This window comes from Chitinimonas taiwanensis DSM 18899, assembly GCF_900119825.1.
Classification (GTDB): Bacteria; Pseudomonadota; Gammaproteobacteria; order Burkholderiales; family Chitinimonadaceae; genus Chitinimonas; species Chitinimonas taiwanensis.
In genome coordinates this window covers 145419-166309 of the sequence record NZ_FPKR01000008.1, presented here as the reverse complement: position 1 = coordinate 166309, position 20891 = coordinate 145419, and the positions used below count along the sequence as shown (strand labels likewise).

The following is a 20891-nucleotide window of genomic DNA, read 5'->3' as shown; positions in this document are numbered from 1 at the left end:
CTCAGGCTTGAGCCCTTACCGGGGCTGGCCCTCATGCATCACGTTTCCGGTACGCCAATTCACGGCCTGCCGCGTCGAGCAGTCAGGTTTTCTACCGCACCAGCTTGTTCTTGTTTGTTCACACTTTCAGGGAAGGAAGCGTCATGAAGCGTCGCATCGTATTGAAGGCGGCCAGTGCCGCGGTGGCACTGGGTTTCGCCGGCATCGGCCTGCAGGCTTACGCGGCCGAGACCATCAAGGTCGGCATCCTGCATTCGTTGTCCGGCACCATGGCGATCTCGGAAACTGCGCTGAAGGAAACCGCGCTGATGACCATTGCCGAGATCAATGCCAAGGGCGGCGTGCTGGGCAAGAAGCTTGAGCCGGTGGTGGTCGACCCGGCCTCGAACTGGCCGCTGTTCGCCGAGAAGGCACGCCAGCTGATCAGCAAGGACAAGGTGGCGGTCACCTTCGGTTGCTGGACCTCGGTATCGCGCAAATCGGTGCTGCCGGTCTACAAGGAGCTCAACAGCCTCCTGTTCTACCCGGTCCAGTACGAGGGCGAAGAGCTCGAGAAGAATGTGTTCTACACCGGCGCCGCGCCCAATCAGCAGGCGATTCCGGCCGTCGAATACCTGATGAGCAAGGATGGTGGCGAGGCCAAGCGCTTCGTGCTGCTCGGTACCGACTATGTGTACCCGCGCACCACCAACAAGATCCTGCGCGCCTTCCTCAAGTCCAAGGGTGTCAGCGACGCGGACATCATGGAGGAGTACACCCCCTTCGGGCATAGCGACTACCAATCCATCATCGCCAAGATCAAGAAGTTCTCCGCCGAGGGCAAGAAGACCGCCGTGGTGTCCACCATCAATGGCGACTCCAACGTGCCTTTCTACAAGGAACTCGGCAATGCCGGCCTGAAGGCCACCGATGTGCCGGTGGTGGCTTTCTCGGTGGGTGAGGAAGAGCTGCGCGGTATCGACACCAAGCCACTGGTGGGCCACCTGGCTGCTTGGAACTACTTCATGTCGGTGAAGAACCCCGAGAACGCCGCCTTCACCAAGATGTACCGCGACTGGGCAGTGAAGAACAAGCTGCCCAATGCCAGCACCGTGGTGACCAATGACCCGATGGAAGCGACCTATGTGGGCATCCATATGTGGGCCAAGGCGGTGGAGAAAGCCAAGTCCACCGATACCGACAAGGTGATTGCCGCCATGGCCGGCCAGAGCTTCAAGTCACCGTCCGGCTTCGTGCTGACCATGGACCCGAAGAATCACCATCTGCACAAGCCGGTGATGATCGGCGAAGTGAAGGCCAATGGTCAGTTCGACGTGGTGTGGAAGACCAAGGCGCCGATCAAGGCCCAGCCCTGGAGCCCCTTCATTGCCGGCAACGACAAGAAGAAGGATGAACCGATGCTGGCAGCCAAGTAAGCCGATCTAGGAATGGCCCGGCGCCGGCTGGCGTCGGGCGACCCTTGCCTGGAAGACACCATGGCCTCTACACCCCTTATCTGGCTGCGCCACCTGCTGGTCTGGTTGGCCTTGGCTGGCCTGGCCGCATCGGCCAGCGCGCTGGAGCGCGCCCAGCTGCAGACCCTGGTCAGCGGCGAAAACGATGACAAGGTCAGCGTGATCGCGGCACTGGCCGCGGCGGGCGATGCGCGCGCGCTGCCGGTGCTGCAGGCGCTGAGCGAGGACGCGCTGCTGGCTGGTCCAGATGGCTCGGCCTACCTGGCACGCGGCACGCAGGTGATCGACGCGCTCAGCGGCCAGATCGTCACCTTGCAGGCGACGGATCTGGAGACCGTCAGCATCAATAACCGCCTGCGCCGCGAGCTGGCCAGCGCGCTGGCGCTGCTCAAGCTCGGCGCGGCCGAGCCAGCCACTCGCCTCGCTGCCGTGGCGGCGCTGAGCGAGAGCGCCGATGTGGCGCTGCTGCCCAGGCTGCGTCAGCGCCTGACGAGCGAAAGCGATGTCCAGCTGCGCGCTGCCTTGAACGAGGTGATCGCCCGCGTGGAGCTGGCCAGCCCCGAGCCGGCTGTGCGCGCCAGCGCCGCACGCACCCTGGGCGAAAGCGGCGCGCCTCAGGTCAAGGCCCTGCTGGAAAGCGCGGCCGCCAGCGAGACCGACGAGAAGGTGAAGGCCGTGCTCGCCCAGAGCCTGCGCGAGGTCAAGCAGCGCCTGATGTGGGGCGAGATCGCCGGCCAGCTGTTCACCGGGGTCAGCCTCGGTTCGATTCTGCTGTTGGCGGCACTGGGCCTGGCGATTACCTATGGCCTGCTGGGCGTGATCAATATGGCGCACGGCGAGATGCTGATGCTGGGCGCCTACACCACCTATCTGGTGCAGGGCCTGTTCCGCAGCTACTTTCCCGGTGCCATCGATGCCTATCTGGCCCTGGCCCTGCCGGCCGCCTTCCTGGTCACCTTCGTGGTCGGCGTGGGGCTCGAGCGCCTGGTGATCCGCCATCTGTACGGGCGCCCGCTGGAAACCCTCTTGGCCACCTGGGGTATTAGTCTGATGCTGATGCAGGCGGTGCGCGTGCTGTTCGGTGCCCAGAACGTCGAGGTGGCCAACCCAAGCTGGATGAGCGGCGGCTGGCAGGCGCTGCCCAATCTGGTGCTGCCCCATAACCGCCTGGTCATCATCGTATTCGCCGCCCTGGTGCTGCTGGCGGTGTGGGCCTTGATCAACCGCACCCGCCTGGGCCTCTTCGTCCGCGCGGTCACCCAGCACCGGCCGATGGCGTCCTGCGTCGGGGTCAGCACCGCACGCGTCGACATGCTGGCCTTTGGCCTCGGTTCCGGTATTGCCGGCCTCGCGGGCGTGGCATTGAGCCAGATCGGCAATGTCGGGCCCGATCTGGGTCAGGCTTATATCGTGGATTCCTTCATGGTGGTGGTGCTGGGCGGGGTAGGGCAGTTGCTCGGCACCGTGCTGGCCAGCCTCGGCCTCGGCATGCTGGCCAAATTGCTCGAGCCGCAGACCGGCGCCGTGCTGGCCAAGATCGCCATCCTCTTGCTGATCGTGCTGTTCATCCAGAAGCGCCCGCAGGGCATGTTTGCCCTCAAGGGCCGTTCCGCTTAAGGAGGCTTGTCCATGAACGCTGCCAATCCCGCCGTCCACCCGCCCTCGGCCGCCCAGCTGCCGGTGCCCGGCCATGGGCCGCTCGGCCCGCGCGGTATGGCTGCCGTGCTGGTGGCCCTGTTCGTGCTGGTGGTGCTGGTGCCGGTACTCAATCTGGCTGTGCCGGCCGATAGCGCGCTGCACCTGAGCGCCAGCACCGTGGCGCTGGCCGGCAAGATCATGTGCTACATGATGGTGGCGCTGGCGATGAACCTGATCTGGGGCTACACCGGCATCCTTTCGCTCGGCCATGGCCTGTTCTTTGCGCTGGGCGGCTACGCGATGGGCATGTACCTGATGCGCAGCATCGGCCGCGAAGGCGTGTACCAGAGCGATCTACCCGACTTCATGGTCTTTCTGGACTGGAAGGAACTGCCCTGGTACTGGAGCTTTACCGAGCACTTCTGGTACGCAGCGCTGCTGGCCGTGCTGGTGCCCGGGGTGCTTGCGCTGGTATTCGGCTTCTTCGCCTTCCGTTCGCGCATCAAGGGCGTGTATTTCTCCATCATCACCCAGGCACTGACTCTGGCGGCCATGCTGCTGTTCTTCCGCAATGAAACTGGTTTTGGCGGCAATAACGGCTTTACCGATTTCAAACGCATTCTCGGTTTTTCGATTACCGCACCCGAAACGCGCGCCACGCTGTTTGCCATCAGCGGCGCGGTGCTGATCGCCATGCTGCTATTCGTGCGCTGGCTGACCGGCAGCAAGTTCGGCCGCATCCTCACCGCCATCCGCGATGCCGAGCCGCGCGTGATGTTCTGCGGCTACCAGCCGCTGTATTACAAGCTCACCGTGTGGACCATCTCGGCCGTCATGTGCGGCATTGCCGGCGCGCTGTATGTGCCCCAGGTCGGCATCATCAACCCGGGCGAAATGAGCCCGGCCAACTCGATCGAAATTGCGGTCTGGGTGGCGCTGGGCGGGCGCGCCACGCTGCTGGGTCCCTTGTTCGGTGCCGGCATTGTCAACGGTGCCAAGAGCTGGTTCACCCAGGCCTTCCCCGATATGTGGCTGTTCTTCCTTGGCGCGCTGTTTATCGTGGCTACGCTGTGGCTGCCGAATGGCGTGGTCGGGCTGTGGCAGCAGTTGCGCAGCAAATGGCAGGCAAACAAGGAGGACGCAGCATGAGCGAGCTGCTGGCCCGTGCCGCATCGGGCGATAGAGAGAGTGCGCCGGTCGGCTATGCACGCGTGCTGGGCGAAGGCGTGGATACCTCGCATGGCCCGATTCTCTACCTCGACGATATCACGGTCAGCTTCGATGGCTTTCGGGCGTTGAACAAGCTGACCCTGACCATTGATGTGGGCGAATTGCGTTGCATCATCGGCCCGAATGGTGCGGGCAAGACCACCATGATGGATGTGATCACCGGCAAGACCCGGCCCGATAGCGGTACCGCCTTCTTTGGCCAGACCATAGACCTGACCCGCCTGAGCGAGCCGGAGATCGCCACGGCCGGCATTGGGCGCAAATTCCAGAAGCCGACGGTGTTCGAGCCGCTCAGCGTGTTCGAGAACCTCGAACTGGCCATGAAGACCGATAAGCGCGCGCGCCACAGCCTGCGCGCCAAACTGAACAGCGAAGCGCGCGACCGCATTGCCGAGATGCTCGCGCGCATCAATCTGTTCGACTCGGCTGCGCGCCTCGCGGGTGAGCTGTCGCACGGCCAGAAACAGTGGCTGGAGATTGGCATGCTCTTGATGCAGGAGCCGCAGCTCTTGCTGCTGGACGAGCCGGTGGCCGGTATGACCGACCACGAAACCGCCAAGACCGCCGAGCTATTCGTCTCGCTGGCCGGCAGCCATTCGCTGGTGGTGGTCGAACACGATATGGACTTCGTCGAACGCCTGGGCGGCAAGGTGACGGTGCTGCACGAGGGCAGCGTGCTGGCCGAGGGGCCACTTGCCGAGGTGCAGCAGGATGAACGTGTGATCGAAGTCTACTTGGGGCGCTAGGCAATGCTCGAAATTGAAGGCCTGAACCAGTACTACGGCGGCAGCCATATCCTGCGCGGGGTGTCGCTAAGCGCGCCGCAGGGCCGCGTCACCACCTTGCTCGGACGCAATGGCGTGGGCAAGAGCACCCTGCTCAAGTCGCTGATGGGTCTGGTGCCGGTCAAGGCCGGGCGCATCCGCTGGAACGGAGCCGACATCACCGACTGGCCTACCCACCGGCGCGTGCGCGCGGGCATCGGCTATGTGCCGCAGGGGCGCGATATCTTTGCGCGCCTCACCGTGGAGGAAAACCTGCGCATGGGCCTCGCTACCCTGAGCGGCACGGCGGCGCGCACGATTCCGGACGAGATCTACACCATGTTCCCGGTGCTGAAGGACATGCGTACACGGCGTGGCGGCGATCTGTCCGGCGGGCAGCAGCAACAGCTAGCCATCGGCCGCGCGCTGGCCGCCAAGCCCAAATTGCTGATCCTTGACGAGCCGACCGAGGGCATCCAGCCATCCATCATCAAGGATATCGAGGCAGTGATCCGTCATTTGGCCACCAGCGGCGAGATGACTATCCTGCTGGTCGAGCAGTATTACGATTTCGCCGCCAGCCTGGCCCACCACTATGCGGTGATGTCGCGCGGCGAGCTGATCCGCCAGGGCGAGGGCGCCGAGATGCAGGACGCCAGCGTCAAGAACCTGCTGGCAATCTGAATGCAGCGTGCGCTAGACCCGGCCCTGAGTCCGGCTGCCAGCTTTGGCGCCTGGCAGGCGCGCCTGCAGCTCGGTTTCGAGCGGATGGACGATGGCGGTGGTGCGCGCACCGTGTTGCGCCGCCTCGGCCAGCTCGGCCCGCTGACCGTGCAAAAGCCGCTCTACCCGGAAGGGCCGCTGCGCTGCCATGCGATTGTGCTGCACCCGCCCGGTGGCATCGCCGGTGGTGATCACCTTGAGCTGGGCATCACGGTGGGCGAGGGTGCCGAGGCGCTGCTGACCACGCCCGGCGCGGCCAAGTGGTATGCGAGTGTCGGCCCAGAGGCGCGCCAGCACATACAGCTGAGCGTGGCGACGGGCGGCTGCCTCGAATGGCTGCCGCAGGAGAGCATCGTGTTTGATGGCGCGCAGGCGCAGTCCGAGGTCGAGATCACCCTGGGCGAGGGGGCTCGGCTCGCTTACTGGGACATCGTCTGCCTGGGCCGACCGAGCAATGCGCTGCCGTTTACGCGCGGGGCATGGCGCCAGTCGCTGCGTATTCGCGGCGCCGATGGGCGCGTACGCTTTCTGGAACGCGGCCGACTACTGGGGGGCGATGCGCTGCTGAGTTCGCCCATGGGCCTCGCTGGACTGCCGGTAATGGGCACGCTGATCCTGGCCGGCCAATTGGACCGCGACAGACTGGCCGCCGTGCGCGAATTGCCCAGCCCGGCTGGCGTGCAGCTGGGCTGGACCCAGCTCGAGGACCTGATTGTGTTGCGTGCGCTGGCCAGCCAGGCCGAGCCGCTACGCGCTGCCTTTGTGCAGGCCTGGCAAGCGCTGCGGCCAGAATGCCTGGGGCGCCCGGCCATGCTGCCGCGCATCTGGGCCACCTAGGGCGGTTACGCGGCCTTGAACCGAGACGAGACACCATGGAACTGACACCAAGAGAGAAAGACAAGCTGCTGATCTTCACCGCCGGCCTATTGGCCGAACGGCGCCGCGCGCGCGGCTTGAAGCTCAATTACCCGGAAGCGGTTGCCTATATCTCGGCCGCGATACTGGAAGGTGCACGCGATGGCCGCACGGTGGCTGAGCTGATGCAATATGGCACCACCCTGCTAAGCCGCGCCGATGTCATGGATGGCATCGCCGAGCTGATCCCCGAGATCCAGGTTGAAGCCACCTTCCCGGACGGCACCAAGCTGGTGACCGTCCATCACCCGATTGCCTGAGATTTGCCATGACTGTCCAGATTCGCCCCGCCCTCGATGCCGACCTCGAAGGCATACGCAGCATTTACAACGACGCGGTCGTTAACACCACCGCCATCTGGAATGAGGTGGCGGTAGACCTAGCCAACCGGCGTGCCTGGCTGGCCGACCGCACGGCGGCCGGCTTTCCGGTGCTGGTGGCGGTGGATGCCGCCGGCGCGGTGCTTGGCTATGCGAGCTATGGCACCTGGCGCGCGATTGATGGCTTTCGCCATACGGTCGAGCACTCGGTCTATGTGCGCGCCGACCAGCGGGGCGCCGGCCTTGGCGCGCGCCTGCTCGAGGCGCTGATTGCCGAGGCACGCCAAGCCGGCCTGCATGTGCTGGTGGCGGCCATCGAAAGCGAGAACCAGGCCTCGATCCGTCTGCACCAGCGCTTCGGCTTCACCATCACCGGCCAGATGCCCCAGGTGGGCCGCAAGTTTGACCGCTGGCTGGACCTGACTTTCATGCAACTGATTCTGGAGTAGCGCGACCATGATTCCCGGCGAAATGCAGGTGCAGGACGGCGAGATCGAACTGAATGCGGGGCGGGCCACCGTCACGCTCAGCGTAGCCAATACGGGCGACCGGCCCATCCAGGTCGGCTCGCACTACCATTTCGCCGAGACCAATGATGCGCTGGCTTTCGACCGCGCCGCCGCACGCGGCTTTCGCCTCAATATCGCTGCGGGCACCGCCGTGCGTTTCGAACCGGGCCAGAGTCGCACGGTGGAGCTGGTGGCCTTGGCCGGCGACAGGCTGGTCTACGGCTTTCAGGGCCGGGTGATGGGGGCGCTATGAAGATCAGCCGCCAAGCCTATGCCGAGATGTTCGGCCCCACGGTGGGCGACCGCGTGCGCCTCGCCGATACGGATCTGTGGCTGGAGGTCGAGCGCGACCACACCATTTATGGCGAGGAAGTGAAGTTCGGCGGCGGCAAGGTGATCCGCGACGGCATGGGCCAGAGCCAGCGCCTCGATGCCGAGGTGATGGACACGGTGATCACCAATGCGCTGATCCTGGACTGGTGGGGGGTGGAGAAGGCCGATATCGGTCTGAAGGCCGGGCGCATCGCCGCCATCGGCAAGGCCGGCAATCCCGATATCCAGCCCGGGGTGACTATCGTGATCGGCGCCGCCACCGAGATCATTGCCGGCGAGGGCATGATCGTGACCGCCGGTGGCATCGACAGCCATATCCACTTCATCTGCCCGCAGCAGATCGAAGAAGCGCTGATGAGCGGGGTGACCACCATGATAGGCGGTGGCACCGGGCCGGCCACCGGCACCAATGCCACCACGGTCACGCCGGGGCGCTGGCATATGGCGCGCATGCTGCAGGCGGCCGACAGCTTCCCGATGAATATCGGCTTTACCGGCAAGGGCAACGCGAGCCTGGCCGAGCCCTTGCGCGAGCAGGTGGCGGCCGGTGCCATCGGCCTCAAGCTGCATGAAGACTGGGGCACCACCCCGGCCGCCATCGACAACTGCCTCTCGGTGGCCGATGAATGCGATGTGCAGGTGGCCATCCATACCGACACCCTCAACGAATCGGGCTTTGTGGAAACCACGCTGGCCGCCTTCAAGGGCCGCACCATCCACACCTATCACACCGAGGGCGCGGGTGGTGGCCATGCGCCCGACATCATCAAGGCCTGCGGCGAGGCGAATGTGCTGCCCTCGTCCACCAACCCGACCCGGCCCTATACGGTGAACACCATCGACGAGCATCTGGACATGTTGATGGTCTGCCACCACCTCGACCCGGCCATTGCCGAGGACGTGGCCTTTGCCGAAAGCCGCATCCGCCGCGAGACGATTGCCGCTGAGGACATCCTGCACGACCTCGGCGCGTTTTCCATGCTCTCGTCCGATTCGCAGGCGATGGGCCGCGTCGGCGAGGTCATCATCCGCACCTGGCAGAGCGCCGACAAGATGAAGGCCCAGCGCGGCCAACTGGCCGAGGACGTGGCCGGCAACGACAACTTCCGTGCGCGCCGCTATATCGCCAAGTACACGATCAACCCGGCCATCACCCATGGCATCGCGCATGAGGTCGGCTCGATTGAAGTGGGTAAGCTGGCCGATCTGGTGCTGTGGAAGCCGGCCTTCTTCGGCGTGAAACCGAGCCTGATTCTGAAGGGCGGCATGATTGCCGCGGCGGCCATGGGCGATGCGAATGCCTCGATCCCCACTCCGCAACCGGTCCATTACCGGCCCATGTTCGGCAGCTTTGGCAGCGCCATGGCCGCCACCGCGCTGACCTTTGTCTCGCAGGCGGCACTGGCGCGCGATATCGGCTACGAGCTGGGCCTGAAGAAGCGCCTCGCGGCCGTGCAGGGCATACGCAGCCTGCGCAAAAGCGATATGAAGCTCAATACCTACTGCCCGCGCATCGAGGTCGACCCGCAGAACTACCTGGTGCGCGCCGATGGCCAGTTGCTGGTGTGCGAGCCGGCCGCCGTGTTGCCGATGGCGCAGCGTTATTTCCTGTTTTGAATTCGATAGAGACCGCCTATGTGGGTACTGACCGAACGACTCCCCGCCCAGGCCACGGCCGATGCCGAGCTGGCCATGCCGTTTGAGCTGCGCCAGAAGAGCCGTCTGCGCACGCGCCTGGCTGATGGTAGCGAGGTGGGGTTGTTTCTGGAACGCAGCGGCGTGCTGCGCGGTGGCGACTGCCTGCGCGGCGAGGATGGCCGCGTGTTACGCATCCTGGCCAAGCCCGAGGCGGTGCTCGAGGTGCGTTGCGCTGATGCGCGCGAGCTGGCGCGTGCCGCCTATCACCTCGGCAATCGCCATGTGATGCTGGAAGTGGGCCCCGACTATCTGCGCCTGCTCGACGACTATGTGCTGCACGATATGTTGCGCCAGCTTGGCTGCACGCTGAGCGCCTTCGAAGCGCCGTTCGAGCCCGAGGCCGGCGCCTATGCGGGCACCCCGCACTCGCACGGCGAGAGCGAATTCGTGCGCAAGCCGCGCATCCACGACTTCGCGCGCTGATGCAGGCGCTGCAGCTGTGCCAGTTGCTGCGCCTGGCCAGTCCGGCCCTGCCGGTGGGCGCCTACAGCTATTCGCAGGGGCTGGAATGGGCGATTGAGGCCGGCACCGTGCACGACGCGGCCAGTGCCCAGGCCTGGATTAGCGACATGCTGCAGCTCAACCTTGCCCATTACGAGCTGCCGCTGCTTGCGGCGCTGCTGCGCGCCTGGCAGGCCGATGATCTGGCCGAGGTGCAGCGCCTGAACGATGACTACCTGGCCAGCCGCGAGAATGCTGAGCTGCGCGCCGAAACAGTGCAGATGGGCTATTCACTCGCCCAGCTCTTGGGCGCGTTGCCCGAGCTTGGTGCGCTTGGCCAGCGCCAGCTGGCCGGCCTGCAGCGGCCGTGCTGGCCCAGCCTGTATGCGCTGGCCGCGCGGCACTGGCAGCTGGATGGCGCTGCCGCGCTGACGGCCTATGCCTGGGGCTGGCTGGAAAACCAGCTGATGGTGCTGATGAAGGCGCTGCCCATGGGCCAGCTGGCCGGGCAATTGCTTCTGTCGCGCTTGCTGCCGCAACTGGCGCCGCTGGCCGAGCAGGCCAGCGCCCGCCCTGAAGCGGCTTGGCACAATCTGGCGCCCGGCTTTGCCCTGGCCTGCGCCCGCCATGAAACCCAGTACAGCCGATTGTTCCGCTCATGAGCTATCAACTACGCCCCCATACCGATGCCGACCTGCCCGCCATGCTGGCCTGCATACGCGCGGCCTTCGCCCAGTACCAGGGCCTGCTCGACCCGCCGTCCAGCGCCGAGCAGAAGACGCTTGAGCACGTGCGTGCCGAGCTGCGCGACGCTGAGGCCCTGGTGGCCGAGCAGGATGGCAGCCTGGTCGGCTGCGTGTTCCTGCATCGCCGCGCCGAGTCGGTGTATATCGACCGCCTGTCGGTTTTGCCCAGCCATCGCGGCCTGGGCATAGGCGATGCCTTGCTGCGTGCATTGGAAAAACGCGCACGCGGCCAGGGGGCGCGTGGCCTCAGCCTGTCGGTGCGCCTGGCGCTGGAAGCGCAGCAGGATTACTACCGGCGGCGTGGCTTTGCCCACGCGAGCTTCGGCACCCATGCCGGCTACGCCCAGCCTACCTATCGCAATATGTTCAAGCCGCTGACCTTGGCGTCGGCCCAGCACGAGGAAGCACTATGAAACAGCAGCCCCTGCGCGTCGGCATCGGCGGCCCGGTCGGTTCGGGCAAGACCGCGCTCACCCTGTCGCTATGCCGCGCGCTGCGCGACAAATACCAGGTCGCTGCGGTGACCAACGATATCTACACCCAGGAAGACGCGGCCTTCCTGGTGCGTAATGACGCGCTGCCGCCCGAACGCATCCTGGGCGTGGAAACCGGCGGCTGCCCGCATACCGCGATCCGCGAAGATGCCTCGATCAATCTGGAAGCGGTGGCGCGCCTGCATGGCCGCTTTCCCGATCTGGAGCTGATCTTCGTCGAATCGGGTGGCGACAATCTGGCCGCCACCTTCAGTCCTGAGCTGTCCGACTTCACCATCTATGTGATCGATGTGGCGGCCGGCGAGAAGATTCCGCGCAAGGGCGGCCCCGGCATCTGCAAGTCCGATCTGCTGATCATCAACAAGATCGACCTGGCGCCGCATGTCGGCGCGTCGCTGGAAGTGATGGAGGCGGACGCGCGCAAGATGCGCGGTGAGCGCCCGTTTCTGTTCAGCAATCTGAAAACCGGCCAGGGCCTGGCCGAGATCATTGCCACCATCGAGAGCCGCGGCATGTTGCTGCCGGCCTGATTGTCCCGTTCAACCCGACCCGATACGAGACCACCATGCTGCTGTCTGCCGTACGCCGTACGTCCCTGTTATTGATCGGCCTCCTCGCCACCCCCGCCTTGGCCCATAGCGGCGGCGCCCATCTGCATGGCTTCGCGGCCGGCTTTGTCCACCCCTTGTTTGGTTGGGATCATCTCTTGGCCATGCTGGCGGTTGGCATCTGGTCTGCCCAGCAGGGCGGCGTGCGCCGTGTGCTGCTGCCGGCCTGTTTCTTGGCCGCCATGGCCGTGGGGGGCGCGCTGGGCATGGCCGGCGTGCAGCTGGGCTTTACCGAAACCGCCATCGCGGTCAGCGTGCTGACGCTGGGCGTGCTGATTGCGCTGGTGCGTACACTGCCAGCGCCGGTTGGGGCTGCGTTATGCATAGTGGCCGCCATCTGCCACGGCCTTGCGCATGGTGGTGAGCTGCCGCTGGCGGCCAGCGCCACCGGCTATGTGCTCGGTTTCCTGCTGGCTACGGCCGGTCTGCACCTGGCCGGCATCGCCCTGGCCTTGCGCATGCAGGCTGTCTGGCTGCGCGGCTTTGGCTTGCTAGCCGGGCTGGCTGGCAGCTATCTGCTGCTGGCCTGACGGGGCTGGGCAGACAAAAGCGCAGGCTTTGCGTAGCCTGCGCTTTTTTCATGCTGCCTAAGGAATCGGAATGAATCGCCTCTGGCTTATGCTGGCCGCTCTGGGCGGCTTCAGCGGCGTGGCGCTCGGGGCGTTTGCCGCCCATGGCCTGCGCGCCCAGCTCTCGCCCGCCTATCTGGCTACTTTTCAGACCGGTGTGCACTACCAGCTGATCCATAGCCTGGCCCTGCTGGCCTTGGCGGGCTTTGGCGCGCAGCTGGGGCGCCTGGGTCTGTGGGCCGCGCGTGCCTTTGTGCTCGGCACGGTGCTGTTCTCGGGCAGCCTGTATCTGCTGACGCTGACGGCCACCCCCCAGCTCGGCATGATCACCCCCTTGGGCGGCTTGGCCTTTCTGTTCGGCTGGGCCTGCTTATTCCTGGCCGGCTGGCGTCAAGCGAAGACCCCCTGAGTAGGTATCTTCCCCTGCGCGATGGCCGGGTGCCTCAGCCGTCCTGATCGGCCGCCTGGCGCGCCAGGTGCCGGTAGAGCGTGCTGCGATGAATGCCGAGCCGCCGCGCCGCACTACTTACGCAGCCCGCGCTGGCGGCCAGTGCTGCGTCCATCGCTTCACGGGTTAGCTCGGCCAGCACCTGGCTGCCCGCCTGCGGGCCGCGCAGTGCGGCAGGCAGGTCATCCAGGCCCAGCGTGCTACCGGTTTCGGCCAGCGCAATCAGCGTGCGCAGCGTACTGACCAGCTCGCGCACATTGCCCGGCCAGGCGTGAGCGAGCAGCGCGCCTTGCGCAGCCTCATCCAGGCGCAGCTGTGCCGCGCTGCCGCCCAGCTCGTCAAACAGGCGCGCCAGCAGTGCAGCCTTGTCGTCGCGGTGGCGTAGCGGCGGCAGGATCACCTCGTACTCGCGCAGGCGGAACAGGAGGTCGGCGCGGAACTGGCCGTGCGCGACCAGCTCGTTCAGATCACGATGGGTGGCGCAGACCAGGTCGAAATCCACCTGCACCGTCTTGCCGCCACCGAGCGGGGTCACGCTCTTATCCTGCAGCACGCGCAAGAGGCGCGCCTGCAAGGCCACGGGCATATCGCCTATTTCATCAAGGAACAGCACGCCGCCCGCCGCTTCGCGCACCCGGCCCGGCATGCCGCGTTTGCGCGCGCCGCTGAAGGCGCCCTCCTCATAGCCGAATAGCTCCGATTCGATCAGGTTCTCCGGCAGCGCCGCGCAATTGACCGCCACGAAGGGGCCGGCGGCGCGCCGGCTGGCTGCATGCAGGCGGCGCGCGAACACCTCCTTGCCCACGCCGGTTTCGCCGTGGATGAGTACCCCCAGCCCGGCATTCAGCACCCGGCTGGCCTTGCCAAGCAGGCTGGCCAGCGCATCGGGCGCTGTGGCCGGCGTGCTGGGCTTGGCCGCGCTATGCAGATTGGCCCAGCGCCCGATCAGCGGCAGGCCGGCGCGCTCGTAAAAGGGCAGCAGCGTGTCGCCGCTGCGCCGGGCCGGCAGGCTGTCGAACCATTCATCCAGACCCGAGCCGATCAGCCGCTCGCGGGCAATGCCCAATAGGCGCAGTGCGGCCTCATTCGCGCCGACGATGCGCTCCTGCTCCACGATCAACACTGCTTCGCGATGACTGCCGAGCAGGGCGGCTTGGCGGTGAAAGTGCAGGCGGGGCAGGGCGCCGGCGCTGTCGATGAGCAGGCGGTGTTCGACCAGGGTGGCGGCCAGTCGCACCAGGGCCAGCGATTCAGCCGGTAGACGCCCGGCTTCGCCCGACACATCGAGTACCCCGGCCAGGCTGCCGTCCGGCCCGGTCAGTGGCGTGGCGGCGCAGCTGAGGATGCGGTTATCGCTTAAATAATGTTCGGCGCCGAACACCGCCACGGCGCTGCCCTCGGCCAGGGCGGTGCCGATGGCATTGGTGCCACGCCCGGCTTCCGACCAGCTGCTGCCGGGCTTGAGCGCCAGCCGCTCGGCACGGCTGAGAAAGGCCAGATCACCGGCGGCATCGAGAATCAGGCCATCCGGATCGGTGAGGATCACCATGCCACCCAGGCCGCGCATCTCGTCCGCCAGCGATTCCAGCGCCGGTTGGGCGGCGCGGCGCAGCTGGGCGTGTTGCTCGTGGCGCTCGCGCAACTGGCGCGGGGTCACCGCTTGAGCCAGTTCCAGATCGGGCTGCAAGAGGCGGCTGCGTTGCCAGGAGCGCAGGATCAACGCCGGCACCAGCTCGCTCGGGCTTTCGCCCTGCTCGAAAAAGCGCTGGCGCGCCTGGGCCAGCAGATCGTGATTGGCTTGGGACAAGACCGTCTCCTGCTCGCGTTGTCGCCCGCGACACCGGCGCGACAGCAGGCTGTCGCAATCTGCGACGCCGCTGCCGATGGACTGATGGCCGGTATGGTGCGGCGCTGCCACGTCTAGAGCAAATATTCTTTTGCAATCAGGGCGCTGGCGCAGCGCGGGTTAGGGCAGGCGCGCGTGGCACGCTTGCTGCAGTGCTGGAAGGGCGCAAACAGCGCTCACAACAATCACGGAGACCATCATGCCCCAGCTCGAACCCGGCCATTTCGGCCAAGCCCCCTTGTTTAAGAAGCGTTACGGCAACTACATCAATGGCCGTTGGGTGGAGCCGCTGAGCGGCCAGTACTTCGAGAACATCACCCCGATTACCGGCAAACCGTTCTGCGAGGTGCCGCGCTCCAATGAGGCTGACATCGAGCTGGCGCTGGATGCTGCCCACGCGGCCAAGACGGCCTGGGGCAAGGCTTCCACCACCGTGCGCTCGGGCGTGCTGCTGAAGATTGCCGACCGCATGGAGGCCAATCTGGAACTGCTGGCCACGGCCGAGACCTGGGACAATGGCAAGCCGATACGCGAGACGCTGGCCGCCGATATTCCGCTCGCCATTGACCACTTCCGCTACTTCGCCGGCTGCCTGCGCGCCGAGGAGGGCAGCATCGGCGAGATCGACCACACGACCTATGCCTATCACTACCGCGAACCGCTCGGCGTGGTCGGCCAGATCATCCCGTGGAACTTCCCCATTTTGATGGCGGCCTGGAAGCTGGCGCCTGCGCTGGCGGCCGGCAACTGCGTGGTGCTCAAGCCCGCCGAGCAGACGCCGGCCTCGATTCTGGTGCTGCTGGAAATTATTGGCGACCTCTTGCCGCCGGGTGTGCTCAATGTGGTGAACGGCTTTGGCCTGGAAGCTGGCAAGCCGCTGGCGTCCAGCAAGCGCATCGCTAAGATCGCTTTTACTGGCGAGACCAGCACCGGCCGCTTGATCATGCAGTACGCGAGCCAGAACTTGATTCCGGTCACGCTCGAGCTCGGTGGCAAGTCGCCGAATATCTTCTTTGGCGATGTGTGCGCGAAGGACGACCGTTATCTCGACAAGGCGGTCGAGGGTTTCGTGATGTTTGCATTGAACCAGGGAGAGGTGTGCACCTGCCCCTCGCGCTCGCTGGTGCATGAATCGATTTATGAGCAGTTCATGGAGAAGGCACTCAAGCGCGTGGCGGCCATCAAGCAGGGGAACCCGCTCGAGCGCGACACCATGATCGGCGCACAGGCCAGTCAGGAGCAGCTCGACAAGATCCTCGGCTACATGGACATCGGCCGTAGCGAGGGTGCTGAATGCCTGATCGGTGGCGGGCGCCAGCTGCTGACGGGGGCATTGGAAGGTGGCTACTACGTGCAACCCACGGTATTCGCCGGCCATAACAAGATGCGCATCTTCCAGGAGGAAATCTTCGGCCCGGTGCTGAGTGTGACCAAGTTCCGCGATGAGGAGGAAGCGATCCATATCGCCAATGACACGAATTTCGGCTTGGGCGCCGGGCTATGGACGCGCGATATGAATACCGCCTTCCGCGTGGGCCGCGCCGTGCAGGCTGGCCGGGTATGGACCAATTGCTATCACGCCTACCCGGCCCATGCGGCCTTTGGCGGCTACAAGCAGTCGGGCATTGGGCGCGAAAACCACAAGATGATGCTCGACCACTATCAGCAGACCAAGAACCTACTGGTCAGCTATAGCGACGACCCGCTGGGCTTCTTTTGATCCGGGCTGATTTGCATTGCGTGTCTGCCACTATGCCCCGCCTAGGCGGGGTTTTTTTATTGGCTCAAGTGCGACTTTTCGTCGCCATTCCGGTCGCCAATGCGCATTTGGGAAAATCTTTATTTGAATTGGGCTCGCGATAGGTATTAAATAAACGCAGATCGCCATTCGGCTATCTCTCCAAGCAGCAGTCCCCAGGCCCGCACGGCCGAAAGCGGATTGAACCTTGGCCCCGGCAGGGCAGTCGATATTTCATGCAGAACCGTTTCCTGATCTGCACAGCCATCCGGCTTGAAGTCCGCCTGTCTGCCCCAATTAATGGCTCATCTCGGTAATCTGTGATTGCAGATACTTAGTTCAAAGAGAGTATGAAGACACGTCAAAATCGTTCTCATGACGCTGCCCAATCGCGTGCAGCGCTTGAAGCCCTGTTCAGCAATTCCAGCAGTGCCAATCCCAGCCCGTCCTCACCCGCTTCGCTGGAAGGCGAAGTATTGGTCGCCAAGAAGGCGGCCGATGCCCATGCGGTTTCCTCGCGCATCGACCTGCTGCGCCGCAAGCGCGAAGCCATGCAGGCGATCCAGGAGGCGGCCAGTCACACGGGTTTCTCCCTGGAAGAGCTGCGCGAAGTCGCCGACCAGGCCGACCGCCAGCACTGATCACTGCTTCCCCGTCGGGCTCAGGTGCGGCCGCGCCTGCGGCTGTGCGTCTGTTTTTTGTGCCGCTTCCGTCTGTCCACCCCGCCTCGCTTCAAACATCGCTAACAGCCCCACTCTTGAAATGGTCAGGTCTCGCCCATATCATTAGCACTCGTTAGCCGTGAGTGCTAACAGCGATCATCGAAGTACTGATTTTTGCCTGTTACGGCATTCAGAAAAATCCCCATCAGGAGCAAACCATGAAGATTCGTCCCCTGCACGATCGCGTTGTGATCAAGCGCGTCGAAGCCGAAGAAAAAACTGCCTCGGGCATCGTTCTGCCAGGCAATGCGGCCGAGAAGCCCGATATGGGCGAAGTGGTGTCCGTTGGCACCGGCAAGATCCTGGAAAACGGTTCCGTGCGCGCCCTGCAAGTCAAGGCTGGCGACAAGGTGATCTTCGGCAAGTACAGCGGCCAGACCGTCAAGGTGGATGGCAATGAACTGCTGGTGATGCGCGAAGAAGACATCATGGGTGTGGTTGAAGGCTAAGGCTTCGCCTTACGCCCTAGGGCGTGTGGTAGACCACCTCTTACCCCAGCCCTTTCCCCTTGGAGGGGAAAGGGAGGCGTGCCAAGCACGTCGGTAAACTAATCGGAGATATGAACATGGCTGCAAAAGAAGTGAAATTCGGCGACAGCGCACGCGCGAAAATGGTTGTTGGCGTGAACATCCTGGCTGATGCCGTCAAGGTGACCCTGGGCCCTAAGGGCCGCAATGTGGTGCTGGAGCGCTCCTTTGGCGCCCCGACCATCACCAAGGACGGTGTGTCGGTGGCCAAGGAAATCGAACTGAAGGACAAGTTCGAGAACATGGGCGCCCAGATGGTCAAGGAAGTGGCTTCCAAGACTTCCGACATCGCCGGTGACGGCACCACCACCGCTACCGTGCTGGCCCAGGCCATCGTGCACGAAGGCATGAAGTTCGTGGCCGCCGGCATGAACCCGATGGACCTGAAGCGCGGTATCGACAAGGCCGTGACCGCCCTGGTCGCAGAGCTGAAGAACATCTCCAAGCCTTGCACCACCTCCAAGGAAATCGCCCAGGTCGGTTCGATCTCGGCTAACTCCGACACCAGCATCGGCGACATCATCGCCACCGCCATGGACAAGGTTGGCAAGGAAGGCGTGATCACCGTTGAAGACGGCTCCAGCCTGGAAAACTCGCTCGACACCGTGGAAGGCATGCAGTTTGACCGCGGCTACCTGAGCCCCTATTTCATCAACAATCCGGAGAAGCAGATCGCTTCGCTGGACAACCCGTTTGTGCTGCTGTTCGACAAGAAGATCAGCAACATCCGTGATCTGCTGCCGGTGCTGGAACAAGTGGCCAAGGCTGGCCGTCCGCTGCTGATCATTGCCGAAGATGTTGAAGGCGAAGCCCTGGCTACCCTGGTGGTCAACAATATCCGCGGCATCCTGAAGACCGTGGCCGTGAAGGCGCCTGGCTTCGGCGATCGTCGCAAGGCCATGCTGGAAGACATCGCCATCCTGACCGGCGGTACCGTGATCGCCGAAGAAGTCGGCCTGACCCTGGAGAAGGCCACCCTGGCTGATCTGGGCCAAGCCAAGCGCGTGGAAATCGGCAAGGAAAACACCACCATCATCGACGGTGCTGGCCAAGCTGATGCCATCCAGGCTCGCGTGGGCATGATCAACAAGCAGATCGAAGAATCGACCAGCGACTACGACCGCGAGAAGCTGCAAGAGCGCAAGGCTAAGCTGGCCGGCGGTGTTGCCGTGATCAAGGTTGGCGCCGCCACCGAAGTCGAAATGAAGGAAAAGAAGGCACGCGTTGAAGACGCGCTGCACGCTACCCGCGCTGCCGTGGAAGAAGGCATCGTGGCCGGCGGTGGCGTGGCCCTGCTGCGCGCCCGCGCTTCGATCACCGAACTGAAGGGCGCCAATGCCGATCAGGATGCCGGTATCAAGATCGTGCTGCGCGCCATCGAAGCCCCGCTGCGTCAGATCGTCCAGAACGCCGGCGATGAGCCGAGCGTGGTGGTGGCCAAGGTGCTGGAAGGCAAGGGCAACTTCGGCTACAACGCCGGCACCAGCGAGTACGGCGATATGGTCGAAATGGGCGTGCTGGACCCGACCAAGGTCACCCGCTCGGCCCTGCAACACGCCGCTTCGGTTGCCAGCCTGATGCTGACCACCGACTGCATGGTTGCCGAACTGCCGAAGGAAGACGGCCCGGCCATGGGTGGTGGCATGGGTGGTATGGGCGGCATGGGCGGTATGGACATGTAAGTCCTGCCGGCTAAGGCCAGCACAGAGCCCCGCTTCGGCGGGGCTTTTGCTTTCTGAGGTGCTATCGGCTGGTCTCAGCCGTCGGTCAACTGCTCGCTGCCTTCTGTCTCAATGCGCTGGAGCAAGGCGGCAACTTTGGATTAGTGTATGACGTGATGATATTATTCATTCGTCATGGTGCGCGTCGGCGATGCTGGACTGTCGCCCCGCATGTGACTCAACTGATCATGAATTTTTGGTAAAAAATATGTGCTGCTACACGAACCGATCGCTAAGCCGGTCTGTTGCCAGAAGCTTGAGGCAGCAGGGCTTGACGCTTATCGAACTCATGATTGTGATCGCCCTGCTAGGGGTCGTCATGGCCATAGCCGCTCCGAACTATCAAGAGTTTGTAAGAAATAGCCGCTTGGCTACAGCTTCCGATGAATTGCTTACAAATATGATGTTGGCGAAAACAGAAGCGATCAAGCGTAATGGTGTCGTGATTGTTTGTAATTCCAGTGATCCGACCGCCGCAGCGCCTTCTTGTGTCGCCGATAACCCTAATTGGAAAACAGGCTGGATTGTTTTTGTGAGTAAAGATGGTAATGGCACATTTGATGAAGATGAGGACGAACTAATTAGAGTAACGGCGGGCTCGGCAAATATTGGCAGTGTTACAGGACCTGATGATGTGATCTCAGTTACCTTCCGATCTATCACCCTTAGCGGGGGGGATAAGGAATTTAAATTCTGTACCGAGGGAGCGGCATCTCGAATTGTAACCGTCGAGAAAACTGGCCGAATCTTTCGCACTTTAGGCCCGACTTGCACATAAGGAGATAAAAATGAAACGTCAGTCCGGGCTGATTATGATCGAAGTACTATTGTCGATGTTCTTGATTGCCATTGGTGTGCTCGGTGTTGCCTCACTACAGGCCTACTCAATACGGAGTAGTCAGAGCGCCTATTGGAGAGCGGTTGCAGCTGATCTTGCAAATGATCTAGCTGAGCGGGTTCGCGCGAATCGCTCCCCCAAATTGGTGCTTACTGGTGAGACCGGAGCTGGCAGTGATGAGTCGGGAAAGACCGTACCCTTGGCGCCTGACTATGGCCGGCTGGCCTGTGAACTGAGCGACGACGATAAGATGGAGTGTGATTGGATGGATGCGTACGCCCTGCCAGCGGGCACGGCAGGCGCGGATATAGCGAAGGCCGATTTGGCTGAGTGGATGGATTTGGTGCGTTACACACTGCCCGTAGGGTCGATGGGTGGGGCAATTATTTGCCGCAGCAATACAACGGACAATCCGATTAATCCGGACAGTGCCCCAGTATTAGATCCAGCTGCTGCCGATTTTACGGACAAGACTGGATGTTTGGCGACTGATGCTGCTAACTACGCAACGGCGCCCTATGTAATTAAAATCTGGTGGCAGGATATTCGTGAATCTCGAGGCGAGAGCGTGGATGCGGGCATGCTACTTTACTCAACGACGATCTGATT

At 63.6% G+C, this 20891-nt stretch carries 23 protein-coding genes; 22 read left to right on the top strand and 1 reads right to left on the bottom strand.

What is annotated here, in order from left to right:
- Window positions 1-143: 143 nt before the first annotated feature.
- From urtA to BT173_RS11435, 16 genes are all read left to right on the top strand, one after another.
- Window positions 144-1415, top strand: a complete 1272-nt coding sequence (gene urtA / locus BT173_RS11510; RefSeq protein ID WP_072428804.1) for an urea ABC transporter substrate-binding protein — start codon at window positions 144-146, stop codon at window positions 1413-1415.
- Between the two features lie 60 nt (window positions 1416-1475).
- Window positions 1476-3071: an urea ABC transporter permease subunit UrtB gene (gene urtB / locus BT173_RS11505; protein WP_072428803.1), complete on the top strand. Its 1596-nt coding sequence runs from the start codon at window positions 1476-1478 to the stop codon at window positions 3069-3071.
- Between the two features lie 12 nt (window positions 3072-3083).
- Window positions 3084-4241 (top strand): urea ABC transporter permease subunit UrtC, encoded by a 1158-nt coding sequence (urtC, locus tag BT173_RS11500; RefSeq protein WP_072428802.1) that lies wholly within the window; start codon window positions 3084-3086, stop codon window positions 4239-4241.
- A complete protein-coding gene (urtD, locus tag BT173_RS11495; protein WP_245794167.1) occupies window positions 4238-5068 on the top strand; it encodes an urea ABC transporter ATP-binding protein UrtD in 831 nt (276 codons plus the stop codon). The genes urtC and urtD overlap by 4 nt, the downstream gene beginning before the upstream one ends.
- Before the next feature lie 3 nt (window positions 5069-5071).
- Window positions 5072-5770, top strand: a complete 699-nt coding sequence (gene urtE, locus BT173_RS11490; RefSeq protein WP_072428801.1) for an urea ABC transporter ATP-binding subunit UrtE — start codon at window positions 5072-5074, stop codon at window positions 5768-5770.
- Window positions 5771-6646, top strand: a complete 876-nt coding sequence (locus BT173_RS11485; RefSeq protein ID WP_072428800.1) for an urease accessory protein UreD — start codon at window positions 5771-5773, stop codon at window positions 6644-6646.
- Window positions 6647-6681: 35 nt separating this feature from the next.
- On the top strand, window positions 6682-6984 hold the full coding sequence (gene ureA / locus BT173_RS11480; protein WP_072428799.1) for an urease subunit gamma: 303 nt from the start codon (window positions 6682-6684) through the stop codon (window positions 6982-6984).
- 8 nt (window positions 6985-6992) lie between these two features.
- Complete coding sequence (locus BT173_RS11475; RefSeq protein WP_072428798.1) at window positions 6993-7493, top strand: GNAT family N-acetyltransferase; 501 nt, start codon at window positions 6993-6995, stop codon at window positions 7491-7493.
- Between the two features lie 7 nt (window positions 7494-7500).
- Window positions 7501-7806, top strand: coding sequence for an urease subunit beta (locus BT173_RS11470; protein WP_072428797.1), 306 nt, complete (start codon window positions 7501-7503; stop codon window positions 7804-7806).
- Window positions 7803-9503: an urease subunit alpha gene (gene ureC / locus BT173_RS11465; protein WP_072428796.1), complete on the top strand. Its 1701-nt coding sequence runs from the start codon at window positions 7803-7805 to the stop codon at window positions 9501-9503. Before BT173_RS11470 ends, ureC begins: the two co-directional genes overlap by 4 nt.
- Window positions 9504-9521: 18 nt before the next feature.
- Window positions 9522-10007 (top strand): urease accessory protein UreE, encoded by a 486-nt coding sequence (gene ureE / locus BT173_RS11460; protein WP_072428795.1) that lies wholly within the window; start codon window positions 9522-9524, stop codon window positions 10005-10007.
- Window positions 10007-10687 carry an urease accessory protein UreF gene (locus BT173_RS11455; RefSeq protein WP_072428794.1) on the top strand — a complete coding sequence of 227 codons (681 nt, stop codon included), beginning with the start codon at window positions 10007-10009 and terminating at the stop codon, window positions 10685-10687. Before ureE ends, BT173_RS11455 begins: the two co-directional genes overlap by 1 nt.
- Window positions 10684-11184, top strand: a complete 501-nt coding sequence (locus BT173_RS11450) for a GNAT family N-acetyltransferase (protein ID WP_072428793.1) — start codon at window positions 10684-10686, stop codon at window positions 11182-11184. The genes BT173_RS11455 and BT173_RS11450 overlap by 4 nt, the downstream gene beginning before the upstream one ends.
- Window positions 11181-11795 carry an urease accessory protein UreG gene (gene ureG / locus BT173_RS11445; RefSeq protein WP_072428792.1) on the top strand — a complete coding sequence of 205 codons (615 nt, stop codon included), beginning with the start codon at window positions 11181-11183 and terminating at the stop codon, window positions 11793-11795. Before BT173_RS11450 ends, ureG begins: the two co-directional genes overlap by 4 nt.
- A gap of 35 nt (window positions 11796-11830) precedes the next feature.
- On the top strand, window positions 11831-12403 hold the full coding sequence (locus BT173_RS11440) for a HupE/UreJ family protein (protein WP_072428791.1): 573 nt from the start codon (window positions 11831-11833) through the stop codon (window positions 12401-12403).
- 70 nt (window positions 12404-12473) lie between these two features.
- Window positions 12474-12851 (top strand): DUF423 domain-containing protein, encoded by a 378-nt coding sequence (locus BT173_RS11435; RefSeq protein ID WP_072428790.1) that lies wholly within the window; start codon window positions 12474-12476, stop codon window positions 12849-12851.
- A 34-nt stretch (window positions 12852-12885) separates the two neighbouring features.
- Here BT173_RS11435 and BT173_RS11430 read toward each other — a convergent pair whose 3' ends face one another.
- The gene (locus BT173_RS11430) at window positions 12886-14697 is read right to left on the bottom strand and encodes a sigma-54-dependent Fis family transcriptional regulator (protein WP_072428789.1); all 1812 of its coding nucleotides are present in this window, start codon (window positions 14695-14697) and stop codon (window positions 12886-12888) included.
- Window positions 14698-14935: 238 nt separating this feature from the next.
- On the opposite strand from BT173_RS11430, the gene adh reads away from it, so the two are divergent.
- The 6 genes from adh to pilV all read left to right on the top strand — a co-directional run bounded on the left by adh (window position 14936) and on the right by pilV (window position 20889).
- Window positions 14936-16456, top strand: a complete 1521-nt coding sequence (gene adh / locus BT173_RS11425) for an aldehyde dehydrogenase (protein ID WP_072428788.1) — start codon at window positions 14936-14938, stop codon at window positions 16454-16456.
- A 368-nt stretch (window positions 16457-16824) separates the two neighbouring features.
- Window positions 16825-17115, top strand: coding sequence for a hypothetical protein (locus BT173_RS11420; RefSeq protein WP_072428787.1), 291 nt, complete (start codon window positions 16825-16827; stop codon window positions 17113-17115).
- A gap of 239 nt (window positions 17116-17354) precedes the next feature.
- Complete coding sequence (groES, locus tag BT173_RS11415; RefSeq protein WP_072428786.1) at window positions 17355-17645, top strand: co-chaperone GroES; 291 nt, start codon at window positions 17355-17357, stop codon at window positions 17643-17645.
- A gap of 116 nt (window positions 17646-17761) precedes the next feature.
- On the top strand, window positions 17762-19405 hold the full coding sequence (gene groL, locus BT173_RS11410; RefSeq protein ID WP_072428785.1) for a chaperonin GroEL: 1644 nt from the start codon (window positions 17762-17764) through the stop codon (window positions 19403-19405).
- A 190-nt stretch (window positions 19406-19595) separates the two neighbouring features.
- Complete coding sequence (locus tag BT173_RS11405) at window positions 19596-20222, top strand: GspH/FimT family pseudopilin (RefSeq protein WP_084658463.1); 627 nt, start codon at window positions 19596-19598, stop codon at window positions 20220-20222.
- A 10-nt stretch (window positions 20223-20232) separates the two neighbouring features.
- Window positions 20233-20889, top strand: a complete 657-nt coding sequence (gene pilV, locus BT173_RS11400; protein WP_072428783.1) for a type IV pilus modification protein PilV — start codon at window positions 20233-20235, stop codon at window positions 20887-20889.
- Window positions 20890-20891 lie beyond the last annotated feature (2 nt).